11 protein-coding genes are annotated in these 12260 nt (G+C 73.2%); 7 read left to right on the forward strand and 4 right to left on the reverse strand.

Annotated elements, in window-relative coordinates; all coding sequences use genetic code 11:
• Nucleotides 1–58: 58 nt before the first annotated feature.
• The 5 genes from B0B15_RS09115 to B0B15_RS09135 are packed head-to-tail and all read left to right on the forward strand — an operon-like array spanning nt 59 to nt 6288.
• On the forward strand, nt 59–1792 hold the full coding sequence (locus tag B0B15_RS09115) for a carboxyl transferase domain-containing protein (RefSeq protein ID WP_083708969.1): 1734 nt from the start codon (nt 59–61) through the stop codon (nt 1790–1792).
• On the forward strand, nt 1789–3834 hold the full coding sequence (locus B0B15_RS09120; protein ID WP_076675410.1) for an acetyl/propionyl/methylcrotonyl-CoA carboxylase subunit alpha: 2046 nt from the start codon (nt 1789–1791) through the stop codon (nt 3832–3834). The genes B0B15_RS09115 and B0B15_RS09120 overlap by 4 nt, the downstream gene beginning before the upstream one ends.
• Nucleotides 3831–5009: an acyl-CoA dehydrogenase family protein gene (locus B0B15_RS09125; protein WP_076675411.1), complete on the forward strand. Its 1179-nt coding sequence runs from the start codon at nt 3831–3833 to the stop codon at nt 5007–5009. Before B0B15_RS09120 ends, B0B15_RS09125 begins: the two co-directional genes overlap by 4 nt.
• On the forward strand, nt 5006–5473 hold the full coding sequence (locus tag B0B15_RS09130; protein ID WP_076675413.1) for a MaoC family dehydratase: 468 nt from the start codon (nt 5006–5008) through the stop codon (nt 5471–5473). Before B0B15_RS09125 ends, B0B15_RS09130 begins: the two co-directional genes overlap by 4 nt.
• Nucleotides 5470–6288, forward strand: a complete 819-nt coding sequence (locus B0B15_RS09135) for an HpcH/HpaI aldolase/citrate lyase family protein (RefSeq protein ID WP_076676424.1) — start codon at nt 5470–5472, stop codon at nt 6286–6288. The genes B0B15_RS09130 and B0B15_RS09135 overlap by 4 nt, the downstream gene beginning before the upstream one ends.
• A 128-nt stretch (nt 6289–6416) precedes the next feature.
• On the opposite strand, the gene B0B15_RS09140 is transcribed toward B0B15_RS09135, so the two are convergent.
• Both B0B15_RS09140 and B0B15_RS09145 read right to left on the reverse strand, forming a co-directional pair.
• Complete coding sequence (locus B0B15_RS09140; RefSeq protein WP_076675414.1) at nt 6417–7004, reverse strand: histidine phosphatase family protein; 588 nt, start codon at nt 7002–7004, stop codon at nt 6417–6419.
• Nucleotides 7005–7084: 80 nt separating this feature from the next.
• On the reverse strand, nt 7085–7933 hold the full coding sequence (locus B0B15_RS09145; RefSeq protein ID WP_076675416.1) for a Sir2 family NAD-dependent protein deacetylase: 849 nt from the start codon (nt 7931–7933) through the stop codon (nt 7085–7087).
• 187 nt (nt 7934–8120) lie between these two features.
• Here B0B15_RS09145 and B0B15_RS09150 point away from each other — a divergent pair, with 187 nt between their 5' ends.
• Both B0B15_RS09150 and B0B15_RS09155 read left to right on the forward strand, forming a co-directional pair.
• The gene (locus tag B0B15_RS09150; RefSeq protein ID WP_076675417.1) at nt 8121–9323 is read left to right on the forward strand and encodes an amidohydrolase family protein; all 1203 of its coding nucleotides are present in this window, start codon (nt 8121–8123) and stop codon (nt 9321–9323) included.
• 171 nt (nt 9324–9494) lie between these two features.
• On the forward strand, nt 9495–10301 hold the full coding sequence (locus B0B15_RS09155) for a TrmH family RNA methyltransferase (protein WP_076675419.1): 807 nt from the start codon (nt 9495–9497) through the stop codon (nt 10299–10301).
• 178 nt (nt 10302–10479) lie between these two features.
• On the opposite strand, the gene B0B15_RS09160 is transcribed toward B0B15_RS09155, so the two are convergent.
• The gene (locus tag B0B15_RS09160; protein WP_091366446.1) at nt 10480–11148 is read right to left on the reverse strand and encodes a hypothetical protein; all 669 of its coding nucleotides are present in this window, start codon (nt 11146–11148) and stop codon (nt 10480–10482) included.
• A 5-nt stretch (nt 11149–11153) separates the two neighbouring features.
• Nucleotides 11154–12014 carry an SGNH/GDSL hydrolase family protein gene (locus tag B0B15_RS09165; RefSeq protein WP_076675422.1) on the reverse strand — a complete coding sequence of 287 codons (861 nt, stop codon included), beginning with the start codon at nt 12012–12014 and terminating at the stop codon, nt 11154–11156.
• Nucleotides 12015–12260 lie beyond the last annotated feature (246 nt).

A 12260-nucleotide genomic window follows, 5' to 3' on the forward strand; every position in this document is an offset into this window, starting at 1 on the left:
ACATTAACTGAAATCGACGGGGCTGTCGACGATGCGGCCACCGGAACGGAAAGCCGCCATGAGCACAGCACCGGATTCGTCCGCAGGGATCGCGGACACAGCGCCTGCAACCGCAGCGCCTGCACACGCAGCCCCCACCGCCGAACAGCCCGCGGGCGCCGCGCCCGCTGCACGCCCCGCGGGCGCCGAGCCCGCGGCCCCAGCCCCCGGCCCCGACGACCTCGCCCGACGCGCGACCGCACCGACCCAGCGCGACCTCGCAGCCGCCCTCCGCGCCACCCTCGCCCGCACCGCGCGCGGGGGCTCCGACGCCGCCCGCGAGCGGCACACGGCGCGGGGCAAGCTCCTCGCCCGCGACCGCATCGATCGCCTGCTCGACGAGGGTAGCCCCTTCCTCGAGGTCGCCCCGCTCGCCGCCCACGGTCTGTACGACGGCGGCGCTCCGGCCGCGGGGGTCGTCGCCGGCATCGGTCTCGTGCACGGGCGGCACGTGATGGTCGTCGCCAACGACGCGACGGTGAAGGGAGGCGCCTATTTCCCGCTGACGGTGAAGAAGCACCTGCGCGCGCAGGAAATCGCGCTCGACAACCGCCTGCCGTGCGTCTACCTCGTCGACTCCGGGGGAGCGTTCCTGCCGATGCAGGACGAGGTGTTCCCCGACCGCGACCACTTCGGTCGCATCTTCCGCAACCAGGCGCAGTTGTCGGCGCGCGGCGTCCCGCAGATCGCCGCGGTGATGGGCTCCTGCACGGCGGGAGGCGCGTACGTCCCGGCGATGAGCGACGAGAGCGTGATCGTGCGGGGCCAGGGCACGGTGTTCCTCGGCGGGCCGCCCTTGGTGAAGGCCGCCATCGGCGAGGACGTCACCGCTGAGCAGCTCGGCGGCGGCGACCTGCACGCGCGTCGCTCGGGAGTGGTCGACCACCTCGCCGACGACGACGAGCACGCCCTCGAGATCGTGCGCGACATCGTCGCGACCCTCCCTCCGACGCCGGCGCCGGTGTGGCAGGTCGAGGAGCCCGCGGAGCCCGCGCGCGATCCGCAAGACCTCTACGGCCTCGTCCCGGCCGACGTCGCGCAGCCCGTCGACATGCGCGCGATCATCGACACCCTCGTCGACGCCGCCTCCCTGCACGAGTTCAAGGCGCTCTACGGCGAGAGCGTCATCACGACCTTCGCGCGCCTGCACGGGCACCCGGTCGCGATCATCGCGAACGACGGCGTGCTCTTCAGCGAGTCGGCCCTGAAGGCGGCGCACTTCATCGAGCTCGCCGACCAGCGCGGCATCCCCCTGCTGTTCCTGCAGAACATCACCGGCTTCATGGTGGGGCGGGATGCCGAGGCCGGCGGCATCGCGAAGGACGGCGCCAAGATGGTCACCGCCGTCGCCACCACGCGCGTGCCCAAGCTCACCGTCCTCGTCGGTGGGTCGTACGGCGCCGGCAACTACGCCATGTGCGGTCGCGCCTATGATCCGCGGTTCCTGTGGACCTGGCCCGCGAGCCGCATCTCGGTGATGGGCGGTGCGCAAGCGGCATCCGTCCTCTCCACCGTCCAGCGCGATCAGCGCGCCGCCCGGGGCGAGGAGTGGACGGATGCCGAGCAGCGCGCGTTCGAAGAGCCCATCCGCGCCCGCTACGAGGAGCAGGGCGACCCGTACTACGCCACCGCCCGCCTGTGGGACGACGGCGTGATCGATCCCGTCGACACGCGCACGATGCTGGGGCTCGCCCTCGACGTCGTCAGCCGCGTCCCGCTGGCCGACCGGGGCTTCGGCCTCTTCCGGATGTGACTGTGAACACCCCCGCCCCCCTGTTCCGCACCGTCCTCGTCGCCAACCGCGGCGAGATCGCCCGCCGCGTGTTCCGCACGCTCCGCCGCCTCGGCATCCGTTCCGTGGCGGTGTACACCGACGCGGATGCCGGTTCCCCCCACGCCCGCGAGGCCGACCATGCCGTGCGGGTTCCGTCGTATCTCGACGTCGACGCGGTGATCGCCGCCGCCGTGTCGAGCGGAGCGGATGCCGTGCACCCCGGGTACGGCTTCCTGAGCGAGAACGCCGCCTTCGCCCGCGCGTGCGCCGTCGCCGGAGTCGTCTTCGTCGGCCCGGGCGTCGAGGCGCTGGAGGTCATGGGCGACAAGATCCGCGCGAAGGCGCACGTCGCCGGGCACGGCGTGCCCACGGTGCCGGGCTTCTCGGCCGCGGGACTCTCCGACACCGAGATCGCGGCATCCGCCGACCGCGCCGGGTACCCCCTGCTGGTGAAGCCCTCCGCCGGCGGCGGCGGGAAGGGGATGACGGTCGCCACCGGTCCCGCCGACCTGCCGGACGCACTCGCCACCGCCCGCCGCGTCGCGCGGGCCGCGTTCGGCGACGACACCCTGCTGCTCGAGCGCCTGCTCGAGCGCCCGCGGCACATCGAGGTGCAGGTGCTCGCCGACGCGCACGGCACGACCATCTCCCTCGGCGAGCGCGAGTGCACCCTGCAGCGGCGGCATCAGAAGGTCATCGAGGAGGCGCCCTCACCCGTGGTGGATGCCGCGACGCGGGCCCTCCTCGCAGAGGCCGCCGTCGCCGCCGCCCGCAGCGTCGGCTACCTCGGCGCGGGCACGGTGGAATTCCTCGTCGCCGGCGACCGGATCGACGAGCCGTTCTTCATCGAGATGAACACGCGCCTCCAGGTCGAGCACCCCGTGACAGAGCTCGTCACCGGTGTCGACCTCGTCGAGCAGCAGCTGCGGGTCGCGGCCGGCCTGCCGCTCGAGACCGGCGAGATCCGCCTCGACGGTCATGCGATCGAGGCGCGCGTGTACGTCGAGACCCCGGCGCGCGGCTACCTCCCCGCCACCGGGACCGTGACGGCCTGGCATCCCGGACCCGCTCGCGTCGACAGCGCCGTCGAGACCGGGAGTGTGATCAGCCCCCTGTACGACCCCATGATCGCCAAGGTCATCGCGCACGGGCCCGACCGCGACACCGCCCTTGCCCGTCTCGACGCGGCGCTCGCCGAGACGATCGTGCTCGGCGTCGACACCAACATCGCCGACCTGCGCGCGCTGCTCGCCGAGCCGGCCGTGCGCGGCGGCGACCTCGACACGGGATTGCTCGACCGGCGGGGGACACCCGAGGCTCCGGAACCCTCGCCGGACGCGCTCGCCGCGGTGGCCGCGGCGGTGGTGGATGCCGGCGCCCCGGTGGACGCATCGGTCTGGGGCCGCGTCGGGGCGTGGCGCGCCGGGGGAGCGGCGGCTCACCAGACGGTGTCTCTGGAGGACGACGCCGGGTGCGTGCACACTGTCACGCCGGGCGAGGTCGAAGCTGTCGTGACGGGCGGCCCCGTCGAGTACTGGGTGCACGCCGACGGCGGGGCGCATCGTCTGCGTCTCGTCTCCCGTCGGGCCGACGCGGAGCGCCGCCGTGTCGCCGTGGGCCGCGCGCGGGGAGCCGTCGATCCCGACCTCGTCGCCCCGCTGCCCGGCACCGTCGTCGCCGTGCACGCGCACGACGGCGACACCGTCGAGGCGGGCGCCCGGCTCGTCACCATCGAGGCGATGAAGATGGAGCACACGGTTGTCGCGCCCCATGCCGGGACGGTGCGGCTGCGCACGTCCGCGGGCGCCCAGGTCGCCCGCGACGCTGTCGTCGCCACGGTGACCCCCGCCGCCGAGCGCCCCGAGCCTCAGATCACTGAGCCCGTCGAAAGGACCGGTACCCCACCGGCGTCGGTGGCGCCGGCGGCTTCGGCAGGCTCAGCCACTCCCGCCGGTTCCGACCCTTCCGCCGGCATCCCGGCATCCGTCCCCACCCCTTCCCCCAAGGAGACCCACCCGTGAGCATCGACAGCCAGCAGGCCTTCACCGACGACGAGCGCGAACTGAGCGCGATGGTGCGCGAGTTCGCCGACGAGGTGATCGCGCCCCGCTCCTACGAGGCCGACCGTGCGCACGCGCTTCCCCTCGACATCGTCGAGCAGATGGGCGAGCTCGGCCTGTTCGGACTGCCCTTCCCCGAGGAGATCGGCGGACAGGGCGGCGACTACGCGAGCCTCTGCGTCGCGATCGAGGGCGTCGCGCGCGTCGACCAGTCGATGGCGATCACCCTCGAGGCCGGAGTCGGCCTCGGCGCCATGCCGATCCACCGCTACGGCACCGCGGAGCAGAAGGCGGAGCACCTGCCCGACCTCGTCGCCGGTCGCGCGCTCGCCGGTTTCGGTCTGACCGAGGCCGAAGCCGGCAGCGACGCCGGCGCCACGCGCACCACGGCGCGCCGGGAGGGCGATGAGTGGGTGATCGACGGGTCGAAGCAGTTCATCACCAACTCCGGCACCGACATCACCCGGTTCGTCACCGTCACGGCGGTGACCGGGCGCACCGACGCGGGCCGCCCCGAGATCTCGACGATCATCGTCCCCAACGGCACGCCGGGCTTCACCGTCGGGCCCGCCTACGACAAGGTCGGCTGGAACGCCTCCGACACCCACCCGCTCACCTTCGACGGGGTGCGGGTGCCCGCCGCGAACCTGCTCGGCGAACGCGGCCACGGGTTCAAGAACTTCCTGCGCACGCTCGACGAGGGCCGTGTCGCCATCGCCGCCCTCGCCACCGGCGCCGCGGAGGGCTGCCTCGAAGCCGCCGTCGATTACGCCCGCAGTCGCACGGTCTTCGGCGAGCGCCTGTCGACGCGCCAGAGCATGCAGTTCCTCCTCGCGCGCATGCACGCGCGCGTGCACACCGCGCGCCTGGCGTGGGTGCACGCGGCGCGCCTGTGCGACGCCGGCAAGCCGTTCTCGGTGGATGCCGCGGTCGCCAAGATGACCGCCAGCGACGCCGCGATGGCCAACGCCCGCGATGCGACGCAGGTGTTCGGAGGCAACGGGTTCATCAACGAGTACCCGGTCGCGCGGCACTACCGCGACTCGAAGATCCTCGAGATCGGCGAGGGCACGACCGAGGTGCAGCTCATGGTGATCTCGCGCGCGCTGGGACTCACCGGTACCGTTGCCGCATGATCGAGCAGCGCGGCCTGTTTCTGGAGGAGTTCGTCGTCGGCGAGAAGTACGCGCACCGTCCCGGGCGCACCGTGACCGACGCCGACAACGTGCTGTTCACCACCCTCACTATGAACCCGCAGGCGCTGCACCTGGATGCCGCGTACGCGGCGTCCCAGCCGTTCGGCCGGCCGCTGGTGAACTCGATGTGGACCCTGTCGACCCTGGTGGGGCTGTCGGTCGGCCAACTCACGCAGGGGACGCTCGTCGCGCAGCTCGGCCTCACCGACGTGAGCTTCCCGGCGCCGCTGTTCGTCGGTGACACCCTCACGGCCGAGACGGAGATCGTCTCGGTGCGGCCCTCGGCATCCCGCCCCGGTCAGGGTGTCGTCGTCATGGCGCACACGGGACGCTCGCAGAACGACGAGGTGGTCGCCACCGCGACGCGCACGGTGCTGGTGTGGGCGCAGGAGGCGGCGGCGTGACGCGCGCGTTCACCCTGGGACCGGCGCTGCTGTTCGTCCCGGGAGATCGCCCCGAGCGGCTGTCGAAGGCCCTGGAACGGGCGGATGCCGCGATCCTCGACCTCGAGGACGCGGTCGCTCCGGATGCCAAGTCCTCGGCGCGCGCGGCGATGATCGCCGCCGATCCCGATCCCGACCGCGTCGTCGTGCGGGTCAACGGTCCGCAGACGCCGGAGTTCGCGCGCGACCTCGCCGCCCTCGCGCAGACCCGCGTACGCACCGTCATGGTCGCCAAGGCCGAGGACCCGGCATCCCTCGCCGCCCTCGAGCGGTACGACGTGATCGCCCTGTGCGAGACCGCGCGCGGCGTCGTGCACGCCGAGCAGCTCGCCGCGCTGCCCCAGGTCGTCGCGCTCATGTGGGGCGCGGAGGACCTCGTCGCCAGCCTCGGCGGCATCTCCAGCCGGCGCGACGACGGCGGCTACCGCGACGTCGCCCGCCTCGCGCGTGCCCGCGTGCTGCTGGCGGCCGGGGCCTCCGGCAAGAGAGCTGTCGACGCCGTGCACGTCGACATCGCCGACGTGGAGGGGCTGTCCGTCGAGGCGCAGGATGCCGCGGCATCCGGGTTCGCGGCGACCGCGTGCATCCACCCGGGTCAGGTCGCGACGATCCGCGCAGCCTACGCCCCGAGTGCGGAGCAGGTCGCGTGGGCCCGGGGCGTGCTCGACGCCGCCGTGGGGGAGCGCGGCGTCTTCCGGTACGAGGGGCGCATGATCGACGAGCCGATCCTGCGGCACGCGCGCGCGCTGGTCGCGCGAGCGGCGCGAGGTGGCTGAGCCTGTCGACGCCAGCGGGTCACGCGCGGGGTCGCTGAGCCTGTCGAAGCCGCCGGGGGTCGTGGGAGCGCCGGCCCCTTCGCCGAGCTCAGGGATCTCGCGCTGCAGTACCGCGACCGCTGTCCCGCCTAGCTCGCGACGCCCGCGTACGCGAGCATCTCCCACGCGTCGCCGTCGAGGCGGAACGTCGTCGCCGAGCAGTTCGGCAGCCGCTCGCCCTCGCGGGGGAACTCCCCGTCGGTGGCGAACAGGATGACCTCGCGGATCAACGCACCGTGGGCCACAGCGATCACGTCGACATCGGCGGGGGTGGAGGCCACCACCTCGGCGATCGCGGCGAGCGCGCGCTCCCGCACGACGGGCCAGGCTTCGGCGCCGGGCACGTCGGCGGCGTGCCACGGGCCGTAGGTGTCGGAGAAGGTCGGGGCGTCCATCCCCTCGGCGTCGCCGTAGGAGCGCTCCTGCAGACCGGGCAGGCGGCGCGAGACCGTCGTCCCGAGGGCGGCCGCGATGATGTCGGCCGTCTCGGCGGCACGCGACAGATCGCTCGAGACGATCACCACCTCGCGGCCGGCGTACTCCGCCGCGAGGGTCTCGGCGATGCCCTGGGCCTGCACGCGTCCGGTGTCGTTCAGCGGGATGTCGGTGGAGCCCTGAATGCGTCCGCCGAAGTTCCAGGCCGTCTCACCGTGTCGCACAAGAGTCAGGATGGTCACCGTTCGAGCCTAACCGGCGGCGCGCGGCGGGGCGTCCGTGAGCCCGACGCCTGGCACGTCCTCGAACGCGCGGGCCGGCTTCAGAGCAGGCCCGGCAGGCGCTCGGCGAACGCTTGCAGCACCTCGGTCGTGCTGCCGTCGATCTTGACGCTCGCGCGCTGATCGGCCCGCGTCTCTCCGCGGTTGACGATGACCACCGGCAGACGCTTGCGGCGCGCCCTTTCGACGAGACGGATGCCGGAGTTCACCACGAGCGACGACCCGGCCACCACGAGCGCGTTACTGGTGTGCACCAGCTGCTCGGCCTCGCGGAACCGCTCGACCGGGATGTATTCGCCGAAGAACACCACGTCGGGCTTGAGCGTGCCGCCGCACACCGAGCACACCGGCACGACGAAGCCGTCGGCCGAGGCGGGGGTCACGTCGCCGTCGGGACCCAGTTCGACGTTCTCGGGCAGGGTGATCCACGGGTTGTCGGCCTCGACGCGCTCCGCGAGGTCGCGGCGGTCGAACACCTGCCCGCAGTGCAGGCATCCCACCCGGCGCATGGTCCCGTGCAGTTCCACGACCCGCCCGCTGCCCGCCCGCACGTGCAGGCCGTCGACGTTCTGCGTGACGACGCCGTTGGCCACTCCGGCCGCCTCGAGCGCGGCGAGGGCGCGATGGCCCCCGTTGGGCTCGGCGGCGGCGAAGACCTTCCACCCGAGGTGGCTGCCGACCCAGTAGCGGCGCCGCGCCTCGGCGCTCGCCAAGAACTGCTGGGCGGTCATCGGGGTGCGCGTGGGCGCGCCCTTGCCGCGGTAGTCGGGGATGCCCGAGTCGGTGGAGACCCCGGCACCGGTCAGCACGGCCACCCGACGGCCGGCGAGAACCTCGACGGCGCGATCGACGGATGCCGAGAACCCGGCATCCTGCACCGTGTCGGTCATACGCACCTCCGTCGTATCGAGTCTATGGCGGGGCGCCGACGCCCCGGCCCGCCCGAGGGGCGGTGAGATCGGCCACCAGCCATCGACTCCCGCTCGCGGCGGCACGACGACCACCGACCGCGTCCACGGATCGCTTCGACCCGCGCGGCACCCGGAATCACCCGCCCGCCCCGCCGATACTGAGCCCATGCCCCCCATCGCCCCACCCGCCATGCTCGACGTCACCAGCCTCCGCCGCGTGCGGCCCTGGGGCGGCGACCCGGTCGACATCGACATCGCCGACGGGCTCATCGCCGGCATCCGCCCCGCGGGAGACGAGCCGATCGGCATCCGCGAATTCGACGGACGGGGGCTGCTCGCCCTCCCCGGCATCGTCAACGCGCACGCCCACGTCGACAAGTCGTGGTGGGGGCTGCCGTGGCAGTCGTACGGGGGAGAGGGGTCGGTCGAGGGCCGCATCCGCCGCGAGCGCGACGAGCGCGACGCCCTCGGCATCCCCTCGGCCGCCCGAGCCGCCCACGTGCTGCGACAGCTCGTGCTGCGCGGCACCACCGCCATCCGCACGCACGTCGACATCGACCCCGGCATCGGGCTGCGCGGGATCGAGGCGGTCGAAGAGGCCGCGGCGGCGTACGCGGGCGCCCTCGACGTGCAGATCGTGGCGTTCCCGCAGGACGGCGTCCTGCGCCGCCCCGGGGTGCTCGCCCTGCTGCGAGAGGCCGCCGGACGTGACAGCGTGCGCTGGCTCGGCGGACTCGACCCGGCATCCATCGACCGCGACCCCGTCGGCCAGATCGACGCCGTCACCGCGCTCGCGGCCGAGACCGGGGTCGGCATCGACATCCACCTGCACGACCCCGCCGAGCTCGGGGCGTTCCAGATCGAGCTGCTCGTCGAGCGCACCGCGCGGCTCGGACTGCACGGGCGGGTGAACATCGCCCACGGCTTCGCCGTCGCGCAGCTCGACCCCGCCCGCCGCCGCGAGCTCCTCGCGTCCCTGGCCGACGCCGGCATCACCCTCACCACCGTCGCCCCGCTCGGCAGGCCCCAGCTGCCCCTCGCCGATCTCGACGCGGCCGGGGTCGCCCTCGGACTCGGCACCGACGGCATCCGCGATCTCTGGAGCCCCTACGGCACGGGCGACACCCTCGGCATCGCATGGCAGTACGCCCGCGCCGGGGGACTCGTGCGCGACGAGGATCTGCTGCGCGTCGTGCGCCTCGCCACGAGCGCCGCCGCCTGGGCCGTCGGCCGCACGGTGCACGACCTCGTCGAGGGCGCCCGCGCCGACATCGTGCTGATGGATGCCGAGAACCCGATGGACGCCCTCGTGCGCCAGCCCGAGCGGGCCCTGGTCATCGCCGGCGGGCGGGCGCTGCACGTGGCGTAAGCACCGGGTGTCTCGGACTCTCGAACCCGGAAGGCGCGGGCCGGGCATCGGCTCCCGATCGTCGAGTGTCCAGGACACGCCGGCGACGGGCTGCCGGCGCGGCGTGTCAGGGACACCCGCGGAGAATGCTGCGGAGGAAGAGCGTGCGCGGGGGACTGGCACGATGGGACGATGCCCGTCATCCCGCTCGACTCCGCCGACGACCCGCGCCTCGCCGACTACCGCGACCTCACCGACGTGTCGCTGCGCCGCGTGACCGAGCCCGCGGGCGGCCTCTACATCGCGGAATCGTCGAAGGTGCTCGACCGGGCCCTCCGCGCCGGACACCGCCCGCGCTCCGTCCTCGTGCAGGAGAAATTCCTCGCCGACGCCCTCGCCCTGGTGGGGGAGGATGCCGAGGTCTACGTCGTGCCGGCGGAGATCGCCGAGCAGGTCACGGGGTATACCGTGCACCGCGGGCTCTTGGCCTCCATGCACCGCCCGGCGCTGGCATCCGTCGCCGAGGTCGTCCGCGACGCGCGGCTCGTCGTCGTGCTCGAGGACATCGTCGACCACACGAACATCGGCGCGGCGTTCCGGTCGGCCGCGGCTCTCGGAGCCGACGCCGTGCTCGTGACCCCGCGCTGCGCCGACCCCCTGTACCGCCGCAGCGTCCGGGTGAGCATGGGCACCGTGTTCCAGGTGCCGTGGACGCGTCTGCCCGAATGGACGGATGCCACCCCCCTTTTGCACGACGCCGGCTTCCACCTGGCTGCCCTTGCCCTGTCGGACGACGCGGTGACGCTCGACGCCTTCTCGGCCGCGGGACACGACCGTGTCGCCCTGCTGCTCGGCGCCGAGGGCGACGGCCTCAGCCGCGGTGCGCTCGCCGCGGCCGACAGCGTCGTGACGATCCCGATGGCCGGGGGAGTGGATTCGCTCAACGTCGCCGCGGCGAGCGCGGTGGCGCTGTGGGAACTCGGGCGGGGGCGGCGCTGACGCGCGGGATGTCCGGGAGCGCGGAGCGAGCGCGGGCTGCGTCAGGTCGCGAGTGCGCGATGCGGCCATGATCGGCGGCCCGGTGAGCGGTGACGCGTTCCGGTGCCACCCCCGCGACACGGCGATCCGCACCACGCAAACCGGGCCGGTGACCCCGCGACACGGCGATCCGCGCCGCTCACACCGACCCGATGCCTCCGCGTCGCATCGTGCGTTCCGAAAGAGCGGCGGCGCGCACGCGCGGGTCGGGATCGTCCTCGAGCGACGTGAGCAGTTCGTCCGGCAGATCGGGCGCGCCGACGAGGTACCAGCGCTCCACGACGGAGCCGTCCTCGAGGATGCGGCGGTCGCGAGCGTCGTCGCGGACGAGTCCTTCCGCGGGCGTGTCGTCCCTCTCGAGCGCGAGCTGCAGGTGCGCGGGCAGCGTGCTGCCGCCGGCCGGGGTCTCGGGCGCGGTGAAGAGCGAGACGACAACGCCGTGGCCCCTCCACTGCAGCCCGTCGATCTCGTCGACGGCGTGCCAGCGCTTGTCGTCGACCGACCACATCGACCAATCGGGACCGTCGGAGTCGACCTTTTCCCACGCGTCGCCCGTGCCCAGGGCCCCCGCCACGGCGAGGGCCGCAGCCCGTACCTCTCGCGCGTCGCCGTCGAAGAACACCGACAGGCTCGGCGCCCAGGCCGACGACAGCACGTCCCACCCGTCGGCGCTGAAGCGTCCGCTCTCGACCTCCGGTGCCCAGCCCGCCTCGGCCAGGCCCTCGGCGAGCGCATCCGCGTCGCGCAGGAGCGCGTCGGCGTCGGCGGCGTCAAGCAGTGCCGTCACCGCGTCGGGAAGGGCAGGCATCGTGATCAAACCTGCGTCTCGCGTGAGCCCGCGGCATCCCGACCCGGGGCCAGGGTGACCACCGGGAGCGGATCGGGACGCTTCGGCAGGATGTGGTCGCCCGACGATTGATGCCGCAACCGCCGCAGCACCCAGGGGACGAGGTACTCACGCGCCCAGACGAGGTCTTTCTCGCGCGCAGCGCGCCACGTCGTGATCGCCTGGGTCTCGGCCTGCAGGGGCTCGAGGTCGTTGGGCACGTTGAGCGCGCGCAGCACCATGCGGGCGACCTCGTGGTGCCCGAGGGAGTTGTAATGCAGCCGGTCGTCGTCGAAGAAACGCATGTCCTGCACCTCTTTCAGCCCCCACTGGTCGGCGACGACGCAGTCGTAGCGATCGGCGATCGAGCGGATGTTCTCGTTGTAGATCGCGACCTTGCCCCGGATGCCGCGGAACACCGGCGTGAACTCGGTGTCGATCGCGGTGAAGACCACGACCGTCGCCCCGCCGCCGCGCAGGCGAGCGACGGCGTCTTCGAACTGCCGGGAGACCGCGTCGGGGTCGCTGCCGGGGCGGATGACATCGTTGCCGCCCGCCGAGATGGTGATCAGGTCGGGCTTCAGTGCCAGCGCGGGCTCGATCTGGTCGGCCACGATCTGGCCGATGAGCTTGCCGCGCACGGCGAGGTTGGCGTACGCGAAGTCATCGACCTGGGCGCCGAGCACCTCTGCGACGCGGTCGGCCCACCCGCGGTGGCCGCCGTCGGGCAGGGGGTCGCCGATGCCCTCGGTGAACGAATCGCCCAGGGCGACGAATCGGCGCCAGGGGTGCGGTCCGGGGTTGTCGGGCGAAGACGGGGTGCGGGGCGAGCGCGGATCGAGAGTCATCGAAACCTCCGTAGCCCACGGTACCCCCGGCCTCCGACACGGCAAGGAGGGATGCCGAGGGCGTGCTGCCCGTCCGAGGAGACGTCCGGGCGGGTGAGGCGCGGTGCCGGGCGCTAGCGGGGTGCCGTTGTCTCGGCTATGGCAGCTCGCGAGCTACCCCGCCGCGGTGCCCGCAAAAACGCGATTCCTGCGCAGAAACGCTGCGTCCCCGCGTTTCTCGGCACGGATCGCGTTTATCGCCGGTGA

The sequence above is a fragment of the Microbacterium sp. RU1D genome, assembly GCF_900156435.1.
Taxonomy (GTDB): Bacteria; Actinomycetota; Actinomycetes; order Actinomycetales; family Microbacteriaceae; genus Microbacterium.

Bases quoted from the DNA above. Each gene is read 5' to 3' on its own strand.
- B0B15_RS09165 (WP_076675422.1), bottom strand. From the start codon at position 12,014: ATGACTCTCGATCCGCGCTCGCCCCGCACCCCGTCTTCGCCCGACAAC.
- B0B15_RS09160 (WP_091366446.1), bottom strand. From the start codon at position 11,148: ATGCCTGCCCTTCCCGACGCGGTGACGGCACTGCTTGACGCCGCCGAC.
- B0B15_RS09115 (WP_083708969.1), top strand. From the start codon at position 59: ATGAGCACAGCACCGGATTCGTCCGCAGGGATCGCGGACACAGCGCCT.
- B0B15_RS09150 (WP_076675417.1), top strand. From the start codon at position 8,121: ATGCCCCCCATCGCCCCACCCGCCATGCTCGACGTCACCAGCCTCCGC.
- B0B15_RS09145 (WP_076675416.1), bottom strand. From the start codon at position 7,933: ATGACCGACACGGTGCAGGATGCCGGGTTCTCGGCATCCGTCGATCGC.
- B0B15_RS09155 (WP_076675419.1), top strand. From the start codon at position 9,495: ATGCCCGTCATCCCGCTCGACTCCGCCGACGACCCGCGCCTCGCCGAC.
- B0B15_RS09130 (WP_076675413.1), top strand. From the start codon at position 5,006: ATGATCGAGCAGCGCGGCCTGTTTCTGGAGGAGTTCGTCGTCGGCGAG.